Here is a 21,651-nt window from a genome sequence, read left to right on the forward strand (position 1 = left end):
GGGTTCTGGATAAGAAAACCTTAATGTCATTTCGAACGAACCAGCGGGGAAATGTGCGTCGGGGGTGAGGAGAAATCTTCTATGCCTTGTATTTAAACCATGCATGCCGTTTTGCAGGGCGTAGAAGATTTCTCTTTCGCGCCATCCCTCAGTTGCCCCGTCGCTCTATCGAAATGACATTTTTTATTATTAGCGATAATTTTTCTTATCCCAAACTCACGTTATTTAAGTACTTCTCCCGTAACCTCAACTTCAGAGATCTTTGCGATTTTGGGGTCTTTAAAACTTATCCTCATAAAACTCCCAGGAAGTTTAGGCAATTCAAGTTGCTTTTCTGATATGCTTTCTCCGTTGTTCATAAAGTCGGCAATTACTTTCCAGTTGTCTTTGCTATCTGCAATTTCAATTTTATATTGATAAACATCTTTGCCCGGGAAGGTGATCTTTATGTGGGAAATACCTAACCTTTTTTCGGTATCCAGGATCCATTGGGCATTGCTATCAGTTTCAAGAGGCTGCCACCATGTTTTTAAGTCTCCATCGGCCGCGAAACCTGCCGGATGCTGTGGTTGGGAGCTGCTGGCAAAAGCCGGATTGTTACGCCCGAAAGTTTGTTGAACTGCCTTCCGTTCTGCACTGAACCGTACGTATGGCCGTTCCGGAGAGGGTGGGGTTATGCCTTTTTTATAGGGAACACTACCTGTAAATTGGATTTGCAGATGCGCTGATTGCAGGCCCGGAGAACTTGCCTCGATTGTTGTGTTGCCGGCGTACCATGATCTGTATTCAATGGAAGCCCGACCATCCATAATGCGGATGTCACTGCCCTCTGCAAACCTGATGGAACTACCTGTAGGAAACTCTCCGGGACCCGAAATAACCTTTAGTTCAACAGGCGGGTTATTGCTTATTGTTTTTCCATTAATGTCAAGCACCGTTACATTTAGCTTAATATCTTCCGTTCCGTCAGAAGCAGCACTTAACCGGTCAGCTTCCAGTTTCAGTTTAGCGGGAATTCCGTTTTGCGGCCATTCGGGAGGGGGGATGTGACTATACTCATTGCGGTACCAATACCAGGCCCTTTTGGGGATTCTGAAATAATCAATGATGCCTAATTTACCCATGCTTGATCCTGCAATTGAGCCATGATCAAATGCGCACCATAATGATTGCCCGCTTCTCCAGTCATGAATAGCTTTGCCATTATCTTTTGAAAGGTCGCCCCATCCTGGTTCATAATTTCCCGGTCTGTCGGCTAATGTACTGCCATACTCCGAAACCATGTTAGGGATCCCCGGATTTTGAAATATCGATATCAAACCGCCATCTCCATTATAGCCTGCCACATCGCCGATCTTGTCGATCCTGTTGGTATCCAGCGGTCGTTGCGCGCCGCCAATTGCAGCGTTGCGGGATGGGTCCAGTAAATGCGACAGATCAACCAAATTTTTAAGCAACTTTTTTGTCGATTGCATGGTTTGAGGAGCTGTAAAAAAAGGCTCATTAGACATGCTCCATATTGCAATCGACGGATGATTACGATAAATGCGGATCATCTCCTGCAATTGCTGTTTTACGCTTGCTTCAAAAGCGGCAGTATCCCTGTCATTGGTAGGGTAGGCGCTGCTGTTCCAATATCCTTCCGGTGTTTTGTCGCTGCCTCCAATTCCCCAAAATGGGTTTTCCGACCAAAGCAAAACTCCGAGGCGGTCACAGGCTTCTGCAAAAGAAGGATCATGAGGATAGTGAGAACCTCGAATGAAATTGAACCCCGCTTCTTTTACCATCTTAACATCCCGGAAGAAACCGGCGTTTGTAACCGCATCCCCCCATCCTGCATGGTCCTGGTGTACGTTTGCGCCACGCAGGTACAAATGTTTGCCGTTAAGGAAAAATCCTTTATCGGCGGTCCATTTTATCGAGCGTATGCCAAATGGTGTCTGGTACTCGTCGGTTATTTTATTATTAATAAGGAGCGTCGTAACGGCTTTGTACAGGTAAGGGTGATCCGGATCCCACAGTTGTGGATTTAAAACAGGTTTGCTTAACTGCTCAATATGCCCGACAGTTTGAGCAGGGATCTTTTTGGCCGAAGTAATGGTAGCCACAACCTTTCCCTGGGGGGTAATGATATTGGTTTTTATTTGAATGGTCTGATCGGTATTCCCTGCATTTTTTACTTCGGTTTTGATATTTACAGCAGCTTCTTTTTCAGATACCACAGGTGTCTGGATAAATGTACCATACCAGTCAACGTGAACAGGGTTCGTAATTATAAGCGAAACATCCCTGTAAATCCCCCCCGAAAAAACATGCTCTCCGGCCCTTGGGGCAAGGCCCGGGTTCCAGATATTATTTACCCTTACGGCTACAACATTATCACCTTCCCTGACCGCAGCAGATATATCAATTGAAAAGCCGGTATAGCCTCCTTTATGCTCTCCGACGGCTTTATCATTTACAAAAATTTCTGCTTGTTGAAAAACAGCCTCAAACTCTAAAAAAAGCTTTTTGCGCTGATAGCCGGGCGGCAGTACAAAATGTTTCCTGTACCAGCCATAGCCCACATAAAAATCCGGCGACATAAAATAAGGGATACTAAAGGAATGGGGGAGTCCTATATTTTGCCATTGATCGTCATTAAAGTTACTATGTTCGGCACCCGATTGGTCTCCTAACTGAAATTTCCAGCTCCGGTTAAAGTTGATTTTTGTTCTTGCCGGCTTTAGCTGAGAGGCAATAACAATTTGTTCAACGCTTCCATCAGGCGATGATCCTTTTTTACCGGATTGGGGTTGAGCAAAAGAATCTATTGCAGGTACGATGAGAAGTATAAATGTGAAAGTCTTAATTCTAAGGAGGATATTTATCATAAAAACGGGCCTGTTTATTTTGAACGCTTGTTAACGATCTTAATCTTTGTTTTGCTGCCTTTGTCTTTTGGGATTACAGTTAATAAAAAGTCCGGGTAATATGGATATTCAGCCTATAAAGTACTGAAGCCCGTATTACCCGGTCTTTAATTTTAATCAATTTTTATTATTTCTTTCCGTCGGCAACTAAAAATACTACCGACATTGGAGGTACTGAAACTTTAATTCCGCCCTGAATGGTTGATGAGCTGGCATTAAGTTTTGAATAATTTGATGGCCCTCCGGCAGCTCCGTCAGGGCCATTGCCGTTGATATATACCTTCCGTGAAAACTCTCCGTTATCTGTTCCACCGGTAAATGTGTAATAGTAGTAGCGATTTCCTGCAGCAAAGTTTTTTATGTTGATACTTACCGTTTGCGTTGCTGTACCTTTATTAACAATAACTACTCCGGCTTCTCCCGAGGTGAATGATGAAGCATAACTCAATACATCTGTGCTGTTTTGAACTGAAGAACTCACCATCTTGTCGCCAAAATATTTCTGAAAATAATACATGTAATAAAACGCCGGCCTTGGGTTCCATTTAGCTATGCCATCAGGCTCATCGCCCTGGTTAAACATCCCGTGGTCATCGCCGTTTGACCAGCCGTTTGCAAGGTCCCATCTGCTGGCCATTCCAAACTGGTTTTTAAGCAATTCGCCTAAAACCATTGTAGCGTGGATTCCCGCCACGTTAGATACCATTTGTTTTGAACCTGTTGCAAAAATGTTCCATTCCGTTAGTGCAATTGGTTTTAAAGGTACCCCGCCTTGTGTAGTGGTGGTGGTCATCCAGTCCATGATCGCTTTTGATTCCTTTACCGGCGAGTTGAGAATAGTAGCAGCTGTTTCATTGTCAGATCCGGTAAAGTAATCATGCACTATATAAAAATCAGCATAATCGCCGGCCGAGGCAAACAGACCCGAGTTCCATGTTTTGTCAACAGCGTTCCAGGCATTAACCGGGTCGGTTCCTACAAGTTGGGCGCCAATTTTGATCTGCGAGCCTACCTCGGTTGCAGCCTTACGCATCGAATCAGCAAATACTTTAAAGTGTTTACCATATAAAGCGCCGGTAATAGTTTCCGGCTGGCCATCTTTATTTTGTGTAAGGTCAATTCTCCATCCACCCTCCCAGGGACCATCATTTTCATTGCCGATTTCCCAGTATTTGGTGCGGCCTTTATCATAACGTACCCAATTGGCTGCCAGATGGGCGGCAGTCTGGTCCGGATGGGCGCTTGTGCCATAACGGGCATAAGCATAATTAATGGTAATGATACCGGTGCTGTTCGTTTGCTGCAGGGCGCTGTAATAATTATCTAAAGAGAGTGTCCAACTGTCTGTATTAGTGCCCACCCAGTAGCCCGCTGCAACAGGGTTGCCGTTTGAGTCATGCTGGGTAGCAGGTGCGTCGGCGGGTACTTTCCCGTTCCAAAAATAACCATCACTGATGCTTCCACCCGGAAAGCGGAGAATATTGGGCGACAAAGCCTTAATATTATTTAGTAAAACAGGCTCGGTAACAATCTGGCTCATATATGGATTGGTATTGTTGCCGAACAAATATTTTGAAACCTTGGTGATCACATTGCTATAGTCTACATTAATTGTTGCAGTCGCATTTGCGCTTGGCTGGGCAATATTTGCATATGCAGGGGCGGTAAACGTTTTAGACATCCAGTCATCCAGAAAGTAACCGGCAGATTTGGCAATTACGGGGTCTGTTTGCGGAGTGATTTTGGTGGTTGCAGTGGTATCGGTTTTTACCGGGGTAACATCGTTTTTGCCGCTCTTACATGAAAACAACACGATTGTGCAAACCAGGAAGCCGATGCCTTTATTATAAACTTTATTCATATTCATTTCTTTAAGTTTCTTAACTATAGATAATCATACCCTATCATAAGGCTGATGAGATTTGAAAGTTTGTGAAGTGAAAAAATGCCGGGGCCCTGTTAAAGCCCCTGACATTCACTTATAATCAACTGGATCTCTCTCTTGTTTAATTTGGGCTATCCTGATATTTTCAATAACCATTTTAAAGATTTTAACCTCGGTTAGCCCCGTGTGCATGATTTTTTCAGACGGGATAAAACCTGAAGAGTTTGTTGTAAAAAATGCCGGGGCCTCCTGTTAAAGCCCCAGGCATTCACTTATATTCAACTAACTCTCTTTACTTATTTTAATTTGATTTTTACTACCCTGATGTTATCGATGGCCATTTTAAATGACTTAACCGGGGTTGCTCCATCATTCATATACCAGATATTCATACCATTATTACCACTTGCACCTATCAGGTCGGTTATTGATGCAACCTGCGTACCTGTGCCATTATTTGTCCTGAAGCTGGATAACGGGATAGTTACCGTTTGCCAGCCGGTTGTGGTGAATGGCGTTGATGAGCCGCTGGCATTTTTCCATGGGGCATATGTAGCTATATAGGTAAAGCCGTAATTTACTGCCACGTAAATAGTGCCGTTGACCCAGGGGGTAGTTTTCGGAACAGAGATTTCGAATTTAACGGCATAACTATCCAGGCTTGCACCAATATCAGCAGCCGGTACCCATTGCGCCCCATTCATATTAACACCACGGCCACCATTGTACCAGGCGTTATCAAATGGTGTAAGGTTAGTAGCAGTAAGCACGTTATAATAACCCGTATTACCAGGAAAATCGGCTGAGCTGTTTTGCGTATCCGAGCCCCATGGATAGGTGTTGATATTATCCCAGTTACAAAATACACCGGTTACAAAATCATGTACATTGTATGTAGTGGTAGCAGTGCCCGACTTGGTAGTTACTGTTACAGGACCGCCCTTGGTTAAACCGGCCGGAACTGCCAGGCTAATGGATGTACCATCATTTGAGGGTTTATAGCTGGTAATATCAACGCCGCCGTAGTTAACACTTTTAATAAAGAAGAAGCTAAGCCCGTTAATTTTAACCGAATCTCCCGGGTTGGCGCTTTCGTCTGAAATGCCCGAAATAGTGGGTGCCGGGGCAACAATAGGGAACGAAAACGTGGTTTGACCATGATTGGTAATATATTGTATAGTATTCAGCTTATCTGAAGGTACAGAAGGGAAGGCAATAACTGCCGGTATAAGTGCGATTGCACTGGTATCAGAAAACCAGGCATCGTTGAAGGAAGCTTTTACACCATCAAAATTAATAGCGAGTGCGCCTTTTAAATTCTTACCGGAAATTACTACCCACTGGCCGGTACCCACACTGGTTAAAAGCGAATCGCCGGGATGAGCTACATAATTGCGTATAGCGGTAATAACCGGGGTACCTTTTGATGATGATGACGCATCCTTTTTACAGCCCGATTGTATAAATACAATGGTAGCAAGCAAGGCAAGCAACAGGCAGCTTTTGATATGATAATTTGATTTTTTCATGATTTTAAGAATTATCTGATGATTCTGAATACGACTAATAATAAGGTACCGGTGCCTCCAGCAACTTAGGATCTGCTGTTTGATCATTTGCCGGTATGGGCAGGGTAAACGTATTTATGCTGGGCGGCGTAAATATTAAACTATTAGCTGCTGGTGTTTTGATTCCTGTAGCCGGATCATAACTAAATTGCGTTCGGGGCATAGAGTTATTCTGACTATTAGTAGGAGTAATTTGTACACGGATTATCGAAATCGCTTTCTGCGGGTTATAATAGGAAAGGCGCACCAAATCAAACCAATACTGGCCTTCAAATGCCAGCTCAATTCGTCTTTCGTTCATGATAACATCAGGAGTAAGCATAGTAACTTTATCAACTCCAGCCCTGGTGCGTACCGCGTTAAAGTATTGTAAGGCGATGGCATTGGTAGTAGAAGCATTGTTGCCTAATAAAGCTTCGGCATATATTAAATACACATCAGCCAGGCGCAATACAGCATTATGCTCAATTGACGACCAAAGGTCCATAGTAGGCGAATTATTATCGGCAGCGGTACCAACCACGTGTTTTTTAACATTTACGCCTGTAGCGGTATATCCGCCCCCCGCTGCATTTAGCTCAGGATATTTATCGCCTGTAAGCATAAACGTGGCTTTGCGACGTACAGAGTCTTGCGTGGTATATTGGTTTGCAAGGTCTATCGTGGGGCCAATAGCTCCACCCCAGCCACCTCCGCCGGTTACAAGGCTGCTGCTTGGCGCAAATTGAGTTTGTATAGCATTGCCTTGTCCGTACCCTACACCAGGTGCCCATTGGAAAGCAAATAATGACTCGGGATTGTCATTAAACTGAGTTCTGAAAAGATTGTAGTAGCTTGGTAAAAGTGTTAAGCCGCTGGTATTGCAAACGCTACCTGCATAATATGCCGCGCTATCCAGATCAGATTGGTTGCGTGAGCCATTTTGGCCCAAACCTGCCCTGGTTAAATATACCTTTGCCAGCATACCCTGGGCAGACCATGTAGTTACACGACCCGGCTGATCCGTTTTTGGTAAATTGGCTACGGCATATCTTAAATCATTGATAATAAACTTGTAAACATCGGTAAGCTTATGACGCGGCACCAATGGGTTGGCTATCAGCTTGTCATTATCTTCAATAATGGGCACTGCTCCCCATAACTGGGCCAGGTAAAAATAAGATGTGGCCCGAATAAACTTAATTTCGCCAAGTGCGCCTGTCTTACTTTTTACGGCTACGCTATCAGGCATTTTAGTATTAATAGCTTTAATGTTGATATTACAATGTGCTACTACGTCATAAAAACTTGTCCATGACTGGGCCAGATAGCTATTTTGAGGTGTAATGGAAAAGGACGTAAATTGAACCAGATCGGCATTATATGGCTGCAGCATATTGCCGCTCATGATATCACCGATACCCAGCAACGGGAAATTGTTCCAGCCGGCCCAGGGCTGGGCATACAGCGTGGCTGTAGCCAATCTTAAATCTGAACCGCTTTTATAAAAATTATCGGTAGTAATACCGGTTAAAGGTGGTCGGTTAAGGTAATCTTTTTTGCAGCTGCTTATCATAATAATACTGATAACCAGCAGGGCTATATTTATTTTAATGCGTTTCATAATCTTTATTTTAATTATTTAGGGATACGTTAAGACCAACTGTGTAAACCCGCGGCTGCGCGTAATATCCATTATCGATACCTGCTTGTAAGGGGTTCCATGAACCGATTTCAGGGTCATAGCCGGTATATTTGGTAATGGTGAAAACGTTGGTTACGTTAACATATACCCGTAATGACCGTAGTTTGATCTTATTTAAAAGGTTGTTTGAAAAATTATATCCTAAAGCAATGCTCTTACACTTTAAAAATGAACCGCTTTCGATGTATTTGTCAGAGAAACGCTGGTTATCATTACCACTGCTCTGGCTTATCCGGGTAATATTGGTTGATGGATTTGTAATGTATACATTGTTGATATCCGACGTGGAACCGGCCGGGTCGATTAATCCGATTTTGGCAAAGTTCAGTACCGATGGGAAATAACCAAAGTTTTGATTGGGGTTATCGCCGTTTACCTTTAACTGGTTATAAATTTTATTACCGTATTCGCCGGTCATAAAAACATTCAGGTCGAAATTTTTATAGTTGAAGCTGTTATTGATCCCATACTGGAATTTAGGTAAAGGCGAACCTAAAAAGGTTTGGTCGTTGGCATCAATTTTACCGTCCCCGTTAATGTCTTTAAAAATAACGTCACCAACCCAAACACCGCCTGTACCCGGCGTTATAGGTATCGCGCCGCTTCCGTTTTGAGACAATGCCGGATATTTTGTAAAGTCGGCCGCGTTTTTGTAAATACCCAGGGTCTGGTATCCGTAAAATTCGCCTATTGAGCGGCCAACAACAGTTTTACTTACCTGCCCGTTAATTGCCGGTGTGCCATCAACCAGCTGAAGCACTTTGTTGATATTCCTGGTAAATGTAATGTTGCTGTTCCAGTTAAAATCTTTTGATTTGATATTTTGTGTTGATAGCGTAAATTCAAAACCCTTGTTGCTCACTGCGCCAATGTTTACATACGGAGCCTGTACCGCACCCGGTGAATACCCGCCGGCAGGAAATGTGCCCGAGTAATAAGGCATGGTAAGGCTTAGCAACAGGTTGTTTGTTTTGCGATAATAGGCATCGGCAGAAAAACTGATCCTACCGCTTAAAACAGCTGCATCCAGACCAACGTTGTATGATTTTGTAGTTTCCCACTTAATATTCGGGTTTCCCGTAGTAACAGTTATCTGCGAATTACCAGACAAACCGGTTGATATCGTATTTAAAGTTGAGCCATAAGCATACTCTGCAATGTTTTGATTGTTTACCAAACCATAGCCGAGCCTGAGTTTAAGATCATTAATAGCTTTTACACCTTTAAGGAAACTTTCATGATTTATCTTCCAGGCCAGTGCACCGGAATAAGTGGTATTCCACCTGTTTGCTTCGGAAAATTTGGATGAGCCGTCATGACGTACCGTAGCCGTTAACAAATACCGGTCATCATAGGTAAAGTTAGCCCTGCCGAAATAGGCCTCCAAAGCGCCCTGCCCTTTAACACCCGTGTTGGTTGCGGTTGTTGCATCGCCGGTGCTGATGGTTTGCACGTTGTTACTTGCAAAATTGGTGCGGGTAGCCGAAACGCCATTACTTTTGAGCAATTGCGCTTCGTGCCCTGCCACCACATTTACCCAGTATTTTTTGGCAAACGTATGCTGATAGGTTAAATAATTAGAAATAGAATTATAAAAGTTTTGCGCGCTTGTTGCCGTGCCACTGTTGGTGGTTTTGGAATAGGCGCCCATAACATAGCTTGGATTAAAATAATCCTCGGTGGCAAAATCAAAATTTCCGGCTACTTCATTACGCAGGGTTAAGTCCTGGGTAAATTGAATTTCGGCGTAGGCGTTGCTAAATAGCTGGTAGCGGCTTTTAAAATCCTTTACAATTGTGGCTATCGCGAATGGGTTAGTACCCGTAGCTCCGTAAATGTTCGGATCATTACCACCCCAGGTGCCGTCGGGGTTTACCACGGCTACATCCGGCGTTTGATTAAGTGCCTGGTTGATCACACCTGTATTGGAAGTCGTAACATTTTCGGCTACGTGCGCCATATTCAGGTTTATACCAACTTTTAACCAGTTGGTGGTTTTATTATCAATATTTGCTTTTACTGAAGTTCTCTTAAAATCTGAACCTAAAGCAATCCCTTGCTGCGAGAAATAGGTACCTGATATATAATACCTCGTCCTGGCATCACCGCCGCTGATTGATAAATTATGGTTTAGCATAGGGGCGGTACGGAAAAGGGCTTTTTGCCAGTTGGTACCAACACCCAGGTACTGCGGATTGGCAAATTGCGGCCGCATATCATAACCTATTATTACTCCCTTTTCGTTCATGAAAGTGGCGTACTGGCGTAAATCCATTACGTCATAATACTTAGGTAATTTTTGCCAGCCCTGGTAACCATCATAACTAATCAATGGGGGGCCTGCAGTCCCTTTTTTTGTGGTGATGATAATTACACCATTCGATGCCTGCGAACCGTAAATAGCCGTAGCCGAAGCGTCTTTCAGCACATCTATCGAGGCTATATCTGACGGATTGATGCTGGATAGGGGATTGGTGCCATTACCGGGAATGGCCGACTGCCCGTTGGGAGGTATCTGTACCCCATCAATAACATATAAAGGAGGAGAACCAACAAAGCCGCCTAAACCGCGGATCTGCACATTTACATCACCACCCGGCTGGCCTGATACCTGCTGCACAATTACACCTGCTGCTCTTCCCTGCAAAGCCTGGTCGATAGTTGTGGGCTGAGATTTTGCAATATCGGCTGCGGTAACGGATGATATTGAACCGGTAAGATCGCTTCTTTTCCTGGTTCCATAGCCAATTACTACCACCTCACTCAAATCATTGGTTGAAGGCTTGAGCGTAACGTTGATAACTGCAGACGATCCTACATATATTTGCTGGGTAACATAGCTTATAAAGCTAAAAACCAATACATCTCCATTTTTTGCATTGATAGTATAGCTGCCATCCGCACCGGATAGTGTACCCGTTGGTGAATCTTTTACTTTGATGGTCACGCCGGGCAGTGGCTGGTTATTGTCTGCACTGGTGATTTTGCCTGTAATTTTTATGCTTTGTGCGTAACCTGTAAGGTTTAACAGCAGCAAAGCTGTTAACAGCATTACTCCATGTCTTAATCTTTTTCGTAAATCTTTTTCCATGTTAATTAAGGATCATAATTGTTTTGTTAATTGGTTTATTTATTAAGCTTTTGGCAGTGTTATATCCCACCGTGTTTCACATTAAAGCTGTTGAATTGGAATCGATGATTTTGACTGCCGGCGTCCTGAAACAAGTTCATGACACATGCACACTTTTAAAGTCAAAGGCAATACAAGCATACCAACGTGGTTGCGGATGGGGTATTTACAATGATTCCTGAAATGATTTTTTAATGGTCTACCGTGCGAATAACACAGGTGCTAATAAGTACGCGTTTGGGCATAATGCTTAGTTTAAATTAGGTTACTATTAAAATTGGTTGTTTTGCCTTAACCATTGTGTTGGTATCAGACAGGCGGCAGTGATATAGAACAAATGCCGCTTTATGGAGGATAAAATTAGAGGGCTGGACGCAATCGATTGTTTACAAATAGGGATACAAATGTTAATTTGGATTAATGTATTGATTTTCAGTATATTAAACTGATTTATGGCAGCGGTTCATAAATAAATAGGCCAAAAGGATTAACAAAATGGGCAAAAAACGGATTAAGAATTCAGGATTAACCTGAGTAGCTGTGTATTTGATTGGTAGAGATCTGCCGGGAAGAGAATTAAATTCATTAGGAAGAATAGTGGAAACACTTCTCATTTATAAAGTAACATAATATAGTATGCAGGATACGGGTGGCGTTGTCAATGTCCTTCAACAAACTGTAATGCCTTAATAGAAGCTGGTTAAACTTGACAATTTTTTCGTGTAGAGACGCATAATTGCGTCTCCCACAGGACAAGCCGCTTTGCAAGAGGTTTAACTACCTTGACTTGCATACGGAAGACGCAATTATGCGTCGCTACATAAAAATGTTTTTAATCAAATTTGAACAGCTTTATAGAAACACATCAAAGAGTTCGGCCACTTAGCCGTTTGTTTTAACATTAAATTATTGGGGATGTGTAAAGATGTCTGCTTGGTTAGCTCATTCTTATTTCGAGTTATCCAAATGTTAAGCGGCTAATGATACTTAATTAACATTAGTGTCCCTATTTGTAAACAATCGATTGCGGGCTCACATCTTACTTTTACCCCATTAAAAACGGAGTAAGTTCTTTGTATCATCTGTGATACTAAGAACTCTGTTTATTGGTCAAAACCAATCTTATATTATAACCTATTTAACTAATACTATGCTAAAGCGTGTACTATTGTGTGTCTGTAAATCTTTAATTATCAGGTGTATACTTATATGGGCAGGCATATAACAATCAATATGAAAAAGAAAATTTTATCAGTTATTTTAGGAGGCCTGCTTTTTAGTAATGTTTTTGCCCAAAGTAACAATCTAAATAAAAGGCTTGAAGCCCAAAGAATAATCAGCCTTGATTTTAAAAAAGAAAAGGGAAGTTTCAATACCTCGTTTAAAGTATGTGTAGGGGCGGGGCGTGCAAATGAGGGCTTGAGGGCCGACTGGCAGCAACAACTGGCCACCGTAAGAAAAGAATGTGGTTTTAAGTATATCAGGATGCACGGCCTGCTGACCGATGATATGGCTGTTTACCGGGAGAATAGGAACGGCAACCCGGAATATAACTACCAATATGTCGACGCTTTATATGATTATATCTTAAGTATAGGCATGAAGCCATTTGTAGAGTTAGGGTTTATGCCCGGCGCGCTGGCAAGTGGTGATAAAACCATTTTTTGGTGGAGGGGTAATGTAACACCGCCCAAGGATTATAAGAAATGGGAAGGTTTGATCAGGAACCTCACTCAGCATTTTACCGAACGATATGGAACCGATGAGGTTAAGACATGGTATTTTGAGGTTTGGAATGAGCCCAACCTGAAAGATGGTTTCTGGGCAGGTTCACAGGATGATTATTTCAAACTCTATCAATACAGCGCGCAGGCCATAAAAAGTGTAAATCAGGCCTATAAAGTTGGGGGCCCTGCTACGGCAGGGGCGGCATGGGTACCGGAAATGATAAATTTTTGCAGTAAAAATTCGGTGCCAATTGATTTTATAAGCACTCATGCTTATGGCGTAAAACAGGGGTTTTTGGATGAATACGGATCAACCGGCACTGTGCTCGATAAAAATAAGGAAAGCGTTAGCGGTGATGTTTGGAATTCGCGCAAGCAAATTCAAAATTCCGCGATTCCCGGGCTGGAGTTGCATTATACAGAATGGAGCTCGTCATATACGCCTGCCGATCCGATACATGATAGTTATCATGAGGCAGCATACATACTTGAAAAGCTGAAACAAACCGGATCGGCAGCCAACTCCATGTCCTACTGGACTTTTACCGACATTTTTGAGGAACCCGGTCCCCGGTTTACCCCATTTCACGGCGGGTTCGGTTTGCTGAACACACAGGGAATTAAGAAACCGGCATTCTTCGCCTATTCCTTTTTAAATAAATTGGGTGAAATCGAAATAGCTGATCAGGACAATTCTTCCTGGGCCTGCAAAAACAAAAAAGGCGATGTTCAGGTGTTATTATGGGATTATACTTATACTTTGCCCGATTCTGTTAACAACCAGTCCTATTATGTCCGCGATCTGCCCGCTAAACCAAAAGGAGAAGTTGAATTGGCTATAGCTGGTATGCCTAAAGGAAAATACAGGCTGGAGGTTTATCAAACCGGTTACAAAGTAAATGATGCCTATACCAGCTATATTTCGTTTAGTAAACCCAATCAGCTTAGCAGAGCCCAGGTTGACTCGCTTAAAAGGCAGAATAATGGTGCAGCAATTCTGACAGAGAATATCACTGTAAGCAGTTCAGGAACGTTTTCAAAGAAACTTCAAATCAAGGAAAATGATGTTTTCCTGATCAATATGATCAAACTTTGACAGATATTCAATTTACCGGATTTTGTATTTAGCATGAAGCTCATGGTTGATACTTTTGCCGCTGGTACTGAACATAATTTCACGAAAATATACATCATTAGTTCAGATAGTTGTGAATCAAAACGGTTTAAATTAGTTTTAGTAAGCCAATCATGATTTTATGAGACATTTGATTTGTACGCTTATTTTAGTACTTGCTATTGCAGTTGTTAAAGCACAACTTGCCCCGGTTAAGGTGAAAGAAGGGCTGATACAGGGGACGTTTGAAAATGGCCTTTCAATTTACAAAGGTATTCCGTTTGCTGCGCCTCCGGTTGGTGAGTTGCGCTGGCGTGCCCCGCAGCCCGCTGCAAAATGGGATGGCATCCGTATGGCTGATAAATTTGCGCCGGAACCCATACAGGGAGCGGCTCCTTTTTCAGGAAAAAGTGAAGATTGCCTGTACCTGAACGTTTGGTCGCCGGCTAAGTCACCGGGCGACAAAATTCCGGTACTTGTATGGATCTACGGCGGAGCTTTTAATTGGGGAGGCACTGCTGAACCTGCTTATAATGGCGAAAAACTGGCAAAAAAGGGTGTAGTGCTGGTAAGTATCGCCTATCGTGTAGGTCAGTTTGGATTTTTGGTACACCCCGAATTAAGTGCCGAAAGCCCAAACCATGTTTCAGGAAACTATGGCCTGATGGATATGATCGCAGCTCTTAAATGGATTAAAGAAAACATAGCGGCTTTTGGCGGCGATCCTGATAAGGTAACTATTTTCGGCGAATCGGCAGGAGGTATTGCTGTTAGTATGCTATGTGCAAGCCCATTAGCTAAAGGATTATTTTCGGGGGCCATCTCCGAAAGCGGGGGCTCATTTGGCCCCACACGCCTCACAACTTACCCGGGTGAAAATATGAAAAGCCTTCATGATGCGGAAGCTGCAGGCGAAGCCTACGTTAAAGGTGCCGGGTTTTCGTCAATTGCTGCTTTGCGAAAGGTAGATGCTGATAAACTTCCTGCCGTACGCGGGCTCGCTTGGCCTATTGTTGATGGCTGGGTGATCCCTGACGATCAGCATAAACTTTATGAGGCCGGCAAGTATAACGACACGCCTATATTGGTAGGCTACAACTCCGACGAGGGCGCCAGTTTTTCTCCGCCCAAAAACCCTGAAGATTATATTACCGCAGTAAAGAACCGCTATGGGAAGTTTGCCGATGAATTAATTAAGGCTTACCCTCCCGGCACAGGTACGGTTGCAAAAACAGCCCGCGATCTGACCCGTGATGCGGCATTTGGCTGGCAAACATGGAGTTGGGCTTCGTTACAGGCAAACAAAGGTAAATCGAAGGTTTTTTATTATTATTTTGATCAGCATCCTGAATATCCTGCGGGCTCCCCTCATGAGGGCTATGGATCGCCTCATGCGCAGGAAGTGGCTTATGTATTTGGACTGCTTGATGCCTCAAGTCAGCAAACAAGTAAAACAGACCTGGAAATTTCGGATGCAATGAGTACTTATTGGACAAATTTTGCAAAATATAGCGATCCCAACGGCGTTGGCGTACCTAAATGGCCGGCATTCAGCACTGCTCGCCCTGTGGTCATGTACTTTTCTCAAACTGCACACACAGGCCCTGTTCCAGATGTTAAGTCGTTAAAGGTATTGGATGCTTATTTCAAATGGAGGCGTTCGCCCGATGGTAAAACTGGTGTTCAATAAAGTTTGTATATAACCCCATAAAAAAAGAGGCTGTATCATGAATCGTGATACAGCCTCTTTTTTTATGGGGTTTACTCGGGTACCTGATGGAGTCAATTTTAGTACAGGCGGGTCGCAGAGACGCATTTTGTTTTATGATACTGTCTCTTATTATGCCAATAAATATGTCCATTTAACATTGCGTTTACTGGTAAAGGGCTAATTGGCTTTTTTTGACCAATATTCAAGCTCTACAAGCAGAATATCTGCATTCTTTTAGGCTGAAGTTTCGCGTTCGCCAACCCCGGCAGATGAGAAGTGTGGATCGATATCCAAAAAAATTAAGAAAAGAAGCTTTTATAATTTATAAGACAGTCCCTTTTAGGTGAAGCAAAAAGGTATTTCTATAAAAAAAGCTTACAGGCGTTATGTTTTTCGAAAATAGAAACATTTTGCACCCTATTTTTTAACTTTTGTGTTCCGTTATCAATCTAATTTCACTGCCAAATTAATAAACCTGGTACTAATTAAAAATATGGCCTTTATTACAAAGGCTGCGTTTTGTTGATTTAACATGTGCTTTTTTTATTAATTATCCTTTGCCTTTAGGAAAATAAAATTTAACCAATTAAACCGGTTCAAACCTGTTTTTATTCTTATCTGAAAATGAAATTAACGTTAGCCTCTGCTTTGCGCAGAATGGCAACTGCCTTATTAATTTTTTTAATAAGCGCAATTGTTGTAAAAGATGGTACTTATACATTGCGTAAACCGGTAAACGGTTTTCTGTTTAAAACTACTCCTAACATTACCAATTTATGCCTCAAGGGTAATGTGATATGTATCCTCATCTCAATCCGGTTGTCTACTACTTCACACTCAATAAACCAATTATTCACGACGGTCGTATCGTCAATTAAATCAATTTCTTATGAAGAAAAACTTAAATTATTTTTTATGCATCATTGCAGCATTTGCATTAACAAGTTGTAAAAAGCAGGAGGTTGTTAATCAGGGTGTTAAGCCGATTGAGACAAGTACAGGCAAACAGAAAGTATTTGCCACATCGTACCCGAGCTACAACACCTCGCCGCTTGCACCGGATCAAACGGGAGTAAGCAGTACTGCAACTCAGCTCGCGGCAAAATTCCAGTTAGGGTGGAATATTGGTAACACACTCGAGGCAACAGGCGGCGAAACAAATTGGGGCAACCCCATGGTGACCCAGGCACTTATCGACGCTGTAAAAAAGGCCGGTTTCACCGCGGTTCGTATCCCTTGCGATTGGGATCAGTATTCTGACCAGAACACGGCGCAAATTCAGCAATCATGGCTCAACAGGGTGCAGCAGGTTGTTCAATATTGTGTTAACGATGGTTTGTATGTGATATTAAATATCCATTGGGATGGCGGCTGGCTGGAAAACAATTGTACAACTTCCGCACAAGCTGCTGTAAACGCCAAACAAAAGGCCTTTTGGGAGCAAATAGCTACCCAGATGCGCGGTTTTGACGAACACGTGATCTTTGCCAGTGCGAATGAACCTGCGGTATCAGACGCTACAGGGATGGGGGTGCTGCTTTCTTATCATCAAACGTTTGTTAACGCGGTCAGGTCAACCGGCGGGCACAACAGTTACAGAGTGCTGCTGATCCAGGGGCCATCTACCAGTATTGACTACTCCAACAGTTTAATGAATACGCTTCCTACAGATCCGGCGTCCAATCGCCTGATGGTTGAAGTACACTATTACACTCCCTTTAATTTTGCAGGCTTGTCCGCGGATGCAAGCTGGGGCAATATGTTTTATTATTGGGGGAGTGGCTATCATTCTACAAGCGATGCTTCACGAAATGCAACTTGGGGCGAAGAGTCAGACGCTGTTGCAGAGTTTCCGCTGATGAAATCGAAGTTCATTGATAAAGGCATTCCGGTTATATTGGGCGAGTTTGGCGTGATCCGCAGGCTACAAACACTTTCCGGAGATGCGTTAACGCTGCATCTTGCCGGCAGGGCGTATTATCTTAATTATATCACACACCAGGCATTGCAATACGGTTTACGTCCATTTTATTTTGATGACGGATCGACTGGAAATAATGCGTTCAGGATCATTAACAGGCAAACGAACGGAGTGGCTGATCAACAAGGTATGGCGGCAGTGGCGCAAGGAACGCAAAATAACACGTCGTCAACTATCCAGGTTGGACAGGTTTACCAGATCTATAGCAGAAATAGTTTTAAAGCTCTTGAATTTGCAGGCTGGGGCACTGCCAATCAAACGCAGGCCGATCAATGGGATTATTTAGCAGGGGCAAACCAGCAATTTAAAGTAGAAGATGCAGGCGGCGGTTACTATAGATTAACCCCTATGCACGCCACCGGAAAGTGTTTGGAAATGTATGGCTTTGGCACCGGTAACGGCGGACAGGCAGATTTATGGGATTACAACGGCGGCGCAAATCAAAAATGGTCAATTCAGATAACCGACAACGGGTATTATAAGATCATTAACGCAAATAGCGGGAAGGCTTTGGATGTTACCGGGGTTTCGCTTAATAACGGCACTGCAGTTGAACAATGGACCTACACCGGAGGCCGTAACCAGCAATGGGGCTTTGTGAAAATATAATGTAACTATTAGAAACCATTATGGCCTTTTTGCATGTCATCTTCTTCACTAAAAAGGCGAAAGATTATGTCGCCCTGTATTGATGGTTATTGACGTTAGCCTGATTGTTGGCAGATGCTGGAATATATATTCATCTTTAGGATACAAATGCCTTAAAACCAAAAACTCACCGGAAATCATCCGGTGAGTTTGGAATAGTATGTGCCTGATGCTTCAGATTACATTAAGCGTAAACAACAGTTAATGTAATTGGCACATTCAATGCTTTGGATATAATGCAATGGGCCTTTGCGCCTTCGGCAATTTCAGTGAATGTTGTTTCATTAACACCTTCAATAACACTGGCCTGTAAATCCAGATGAATACCGGTAATGCTCAAGGCCTGCATATCAAGATCAGCTGTTGCTGTTGTAAAAATGTCGCCGGCAGTGATGTTGTGATGTGCTAATGTTGCGCTCAGGGCCATCGAAAAACAACCGGCATGTGCAGCGGCGATCAGTTCTTCAGGATTAGTACCGATGCCATCGGCAAAGCGGGTTTTAAATGAATATTGAGTTTGGTTAAGCACAGTGCTTTGTGTGCTGATTTCTCCTGTACCTTCTTGTAAAGTACCGTTCCAGTGTGCTTTTGCTATACGTTTCATGATTTTTTGATTTATGATGTGAAATTTATTGTTTGATGTTTACCGATTTGTTATTTGCTTTCAGCGAAAAGGATTGCAGCCAGTTTATCCGGCATAGAAATGAATGGGGTATGGCTGCTTTGTAAGGTGTATACTTTAGCCACTTTACCTGCTTTTACCATATACTGCTGTGCAGGATAGCTGATGGCGTGGTCATTAACCGTATGGATATAGACTTTTTTAACGCCGCCGAAATTCTTCTCAGTGAGGTGAACCGGTGTGGCAAGAGGTGCCAGCGGTTCAGGTTTGATGTTAGCAGCTATGTATTCCTGAATTTGCTGCGGTGCATCGGCGGCGAAAATATCGGCTGCGGCGTCTTTGGCGATGATGGCAGCACCATGCTCCTGGTCGATAGTGAGGGCTTTGCCGATATGAGATGCAGGGTCTTGTTTGGCCAGTGATAAAAGGCTGTCGCCATCATGCGGTAACGCTGCTGCAAGGAAGATCAGTTCTTTAACCTGTGCGGGTTCTTCTTCAGCAACTTGGCTGATCACCAGCCCTGCAAAACTGTGTCCCACCAAAACCACGTTGGTGCGGGTGCCTATAGCTGCTTTTACCTGGTCAACATAAGTTTGAAAGGTGATATCTGCAAATGAGGTGGTATCTTTTCCGTGACCTGCAAGGTTAACATTGATCACTTCTTCACCCTGGGCTTTTAACAAAGGAGTCACTGCATCCCATGAAGATGCATCTGACCAGGCTCCGTGAACAAGTACGATAGTTTTAGCGTTTTTGTGATTTGTTTTTTCAGCTTGAGCGGTAAAACCTAATACGCTCATAGCCATCATTATTATTGCTGTTTTCATGTTTGTTTAATGCCTAATTGTTTAGGACATGACAAACATCGGGCTATGCCGCTGCAATAAGTTTAACCCAGGTTAAAATCGAAAATCTGCTGAAAGTTTTTTTTCAGCGGGCTTCAATGCTTCAGGAATCTGATGGCAGATGTTGAATGAGTTTTACTTTCCAACCATTCTTTTGCGAATTCGGCTCAGTGATGGCCCCTGGATACCCAGATAAGAGGCGATATGATAAAGCGGTACCGCATTAAAGATATTCGGGTGTTTTTCCATCATTTCGCGGTAACGATCCTCCGGCGTTTTAAACAGGAATCCTTCCGTATTAACCATAACCTCATGAAAAGCTGTTTCGGCGACAATCCTTCCAAACCGTTCCCACTGATGTGATTGCCCATAAAGTTCATTCAGGTGATCGATATGTATATATAATATAAGCGAGTCAACCATCGCTTCCGTATAATAATCGCAGGCTGTTTGCGCTAAAAAGCTTTTATAGGATGCCACAAATTGGTGATCAGTAAAAAACAGCATGTTCTTTTCTTCACCAGTATCGTTATTTACCCGGTAGATCCTAAATACGCCACTGATAACAAACCCGAGGTGTTTACAAACATTTTTGTATTCGTTATAAAACTCACCTTTTTTATACTGTTTTAATTTCCAGTAAGGCAATGATAAGTCAAATGCTTCCGGCTTCATGCCGGCAGATCCTAAAATCGTTCGTAATAATTCTATTTCTGTTTTGTTCTCTGACATGCGGCAAAAATATCAATTTTAATAATATCACACGCGAAGACGCGGCGATCGTCAATAGTATCATTATTACTGATTAATCCTTGCATTGGTTGCTTTACGAGAATAACTTGTTTTGAGGGTTTTATACTATTTTTCGATTTTAACCTGGGTTAAACTTATCCAAGGCGCATAACCGGATGTTTGTCATGTCCTAAACAATTAGGCATCTCAAATCGTGAAAAAAATTATATTAATCTTACTTACTGTAGCTACGGCTACTATTATGTTTTCATCTTGTTCAAAAAAGAATGATGAAGTGAAACCCCTTGCTAAAAATTATGTACTGGTACACGGTGCATGGCAAGCCCCCTATGTATGGGACGCGGTAAAAGCTAAATTGATCAGTGAAGGCAACAATGTAACCGTTGTTGAACTTCCGGGGCACGGTGGTGATCAAACTGATCCGTCAACAATAACACTAAACCTTTACAGGGATAAAGTGCTTGATGCCATGTCAAAGATAAACGGCAAAGTTATCCTGGTTGGCCATAGCCTGGGCGGTATGATCATTTCTGCCGTTGCCGAGAAGAACCCTTCGCAAATCGAAAAGCTGGTATATCTTGCTGCTTACTTACCAACCTCCGAACAATCATTATTTAAGCTTGCAATGACAGATCCGGGATCTCAATTAGGTATAACAGGAAACCTTATTTTCAATAATGGCGGCTTAACTGTTGATGTGAAACAAGATCAGATTGTGAATATCTTTATACCGGATGGGTCTGCTCAAGTTCAAAACCTGGTGTTGAAAAATTACCGACCTGAGCCTGGAATCGCCTTGCAGGATTCAGTGACATTGACATCTGCAAATTTTGGCGCTGTTGAGAAGGCTTATATTAAAACCCTGCAGGATCGTGTGATATCTCCAGGCTTGCAAAACAGGATGATTGCCAGCGCCATGGGCGGTGTAAAAACTGTATACCAATTAAACACAAGCCACTCAGCATTCTTAGCAAAACCAGATTCAGTAGCGTTATTACTAACTAAAATAGGACAATAATTTAGTAGGAAATCTTCGATAATAGATGATAAAAAGAACCGCCTCGTAAGTTA

Annotated in this window: 12 protein-coding genes; 4 read left to right on the forward strand and 8 right to left on the reverse strand. The window is 42.8% G+C overall.

Going from position 1 to position 21,651, the window contains the following annotated elements:
• Positions 1-221: 221 nt before the first annotated feature.
• The 5 genes from ACFFGT_RS11080 to ACFFGT_RS11100 form a co-directional block, all read right to left on the reverse strand.
• Positions 222-2,873, reverse strand: coding sequence for a glycoside hydrolase family 2 protein (locus tag ACFFGT_RS11080; RefSeq protein ID WP_377022592.1), 2,652 nt, complete (start codon positions 2,871-2,873; stop codon positions 222-224).
• A gap of 166 nt (positions 2,874-3,039) precedes the next feature.
• A complete protein-coding gene (locus tag ACFFGT_RS11085; protein WP_377022593.1) occupies positions 3,040-4,773 on the reverse strand; it encodes an alpha-L-arabinofuranosidase family protein in 1,734 nt (577 codons plus the stop codon).
• A gap of 320 nt (positions 4,774-5,093) precedes the next feature.
• A complete protein-coding gene (locus tag ACFFGT_RS11090) occupies positions 5,094-6,326 on the reverse strand; it encodes a glycan-binding surface protein (protein WP_377022594.1) in 1,233 nt (410 codons plus the stop codon).
• Between the two features lie 34 nt (positions 6,327-6,360).
• Entirely contained in the window at positions 6,361-7,968 is a 1,608-nt protein-coding gene (locus ACFFGT_RS11095) for a RagB/SusD family nutrient uptake outer membrane protein (protein WP_377022595.1), read from the reverse strand.
• A gap of 10 nt (positions 7,969-7,978) precedes the next feature.
• Positions 7,979-11,140 carry a SusC/RagA family TonB-linked outer membrane protein gene (locus ACFFGT_RS11100; protein WP_377022596.1) on the reverse strand — a complete coding sequence of 1,054 codons (3,162 nt, stop codon included), beginning with the start codon at positions 11,138-11,140 and terminating at the stop codon, positions 7,979-7,981.
• A gap of 1,272 nt (positions 11,141-12,412) precedes the next feature.
• Between ACFFGT_RS11100 and ACFFGT_RS11105 the strand changes: the two genes are divergently transcribed.
• The 3 genes from ACFFGT_RS11105 (at position 12,413) to ACFFGT_RS11115 (ending at position 18,321) form a co-directional block, all read left to right on the forward strand.
• Positions 12,413-14,002: a GH39 family glycosyl hydrolase gene (locus tag ACFFGT_RS11105; RefSeq protein ID WP_377022597.1), complete on the forward strand. Its 1,590-nt coding sequence runs from the start codon at positions 12,413-12,415 to the stop codon at positions 14,000-14,002.
• A gap of 160 nt (positions 14,003-14,162) precedes the next feature.
• Positions 14,163-15,710 carry a carboxylesterase/lipase family protein gene (locus tag ACFFGT_RS11110; RefSeq protein WP_377022598.1) on the forward strand — a complete coding sequence of 516 codons (1,548 nt, stop codon included), beginning with the start codon at positions 14,163-14,165 and terminating at the stop codon, positions 15,708-15,710.
• A gap of 910 nt (positions 15,711-16,620) precedes the next feature.
• Positions 16,621-18,321, forward strand: coding sequence for a cellulase family glycosylhydrolase (locus ACFFGT_RS11115; protein WP_377022599.1), 1,701 nt, complete (start codon positions 16,621-16,623; stop codon positions 18,319-18,321).
• A 223-nt stretch (positions 18,322-18,544) separates the two neighbouring features.
• On the opposite strand, the gene ACFFGT_RS11120 is transcribed toward ACFFGT_RS11115, so the two are convergent.
• The 3 genes from ACFFGT_RS11120 to ACFFGT_RS11130 all read right to left on the reverse strand — a co-directional run bounded on the left by ACFFGT_RS11120 (position 18,545) and on the right by ACFFGT_RS11130 (position 20,559).
• Positions 18,545-18,964: an OsmC family peroxiredoxin gene (locus tag ACFFGT_RS11120; protein WP_377022600.1), complete on the reverse strand. Its 420-nt coding sequence runs from the start codon at positions 18,962-18,964 to the stop codon at positions 18,545-18,547.
• A gap of 50 nt (positions 18,965-19,014) precedes the next feature.
• Positions 19,015-19,809: an alpha/beta fold hydrolase gene (locus tag ACFFGT_RS11125; RefSeq protein WP_377022601.1), complete on the reverse strand. Its 795-nt coding sequence runs from the start codon at positions 19,807-19,809 to the stop codon at positions 19,015-19,017.
• A 153-nt stretch (positions 19,810-19,962) separates the two neighbouring features.
• Positions 19,963-20,559 (reverse strand): Crp/Fnr family transcriptional regulator, encoded by a 597-nt coding sequence (locus ACFFGT_RS11130; RefSeq protein ID WP_377022602.1) that lies wholly within the window; start codon positions 20,557-20,559, stop codon positions 19,963-19,965.
• Between the two features lie 214 nt (positions 20,560-20,773).
• On the opposite strand from ACFFGT_RS11130, the gene ACFFGT_RS11135 reads away from it, so the two are divergent.
• Positions 20,774-21,598, forward strand: a complete 825-nt coding sequence (locus tag ACFFGT_RS11135; RefSeq protein WP_377022603.1) for an alpha/beta fold hydrolase — start codon at positions 20,774-20,776, stop codon at positions 21,596-21,598.
• Positions 21,599-21,651: the final 53 nt, after the last annotated feature.

Origin of the sequence: Mucilaginibacter angelicae (assembly GCF_042434235.1) — a bacterium.
Lineage (GTDB): Bacteria > Bacteroidota > Bacteroidia > Sphingobacteriales > Sphingobacteriaceae > Mucilaginibacter > Mucilaginibacter angelicae.

Coding starts and splice junctions, on each gene's coding strand:
- ACFFGT_RS11080 (WP_377022592.1), bottom strand. CDS start 2,873: ATGATAAATATCCTCCTTAGAATTAAGACTTTCACATTTATACTTCTC.
- ACFFGT_RS11085 (WP_377022593.1), bottom strand. CDS start 4,773: ATGAATAAAGTTTATAATAAAGGCATCGGCTTCCTGGTTTGCACAATC.
- ACFFGT_RS11090 (WP_377022594.1), bottom strand. CDS start 6,326: ATGAAAAAATCAAATTATCATATCAAAAGCTGCCTGTTGCTTGCCTTG.
- ACFFGT_RS11095 (WP_377022595.1), bottom strand. CDS start 7,968: ATGAAACGCATTAAAATAAATATAGCCCTGCTGGTTATCAGTATTATT.
- ACFFGT_RS11100 (WP_377022596.1), bottom strand. CDS start 11,140: ATGGAAAAAGATTTACGAAAAAGATTAAGACATGGAGTAATGCTGTTA.
- ACFFGT_RS11105 (WP_377022597.1), top strand. CDS start 12,413: ATGAAAAAGAAAATTTTATCAGTTATTTTAGGAGGCCTGCTTTTTAGT.
- ACFFGT_RS11110 (WP_377022598.1), top strand. CDS start 14,163: ATGAGACATTTGATTTGTACGCTTATTTTAGTACTTGCTATTGCAGTT.
- ACFFGT_RS11115 (WP_377022599.1), top strand. CDS start 16,621: ATGAAGAAAAACTTAAATTATTTTTTATGCATCATTGCAGCATTTGCA.
- ACFFGT_RS11120 (WP_377022600.1), bottom strand. CDS start 18,964: ATGAAACGTATAGCAAAAGCACACTGGAACGGTACTTTACAAGAAGGT.
- ACFFGT_RS11125 (WP_377022601.1), bottom strand. CDS start 19,809: ATGAAAACAGCAATAATAATGATGGCTATGAGCGTATTAGGTTTTACC.
- ACFFGT_RS11130 (WP_377022602.1), bottom strand. CDS start 20,559: ATGTCAGAGAACAAAACAGAAATAGAATTATTACGAACGATTTTAGGA.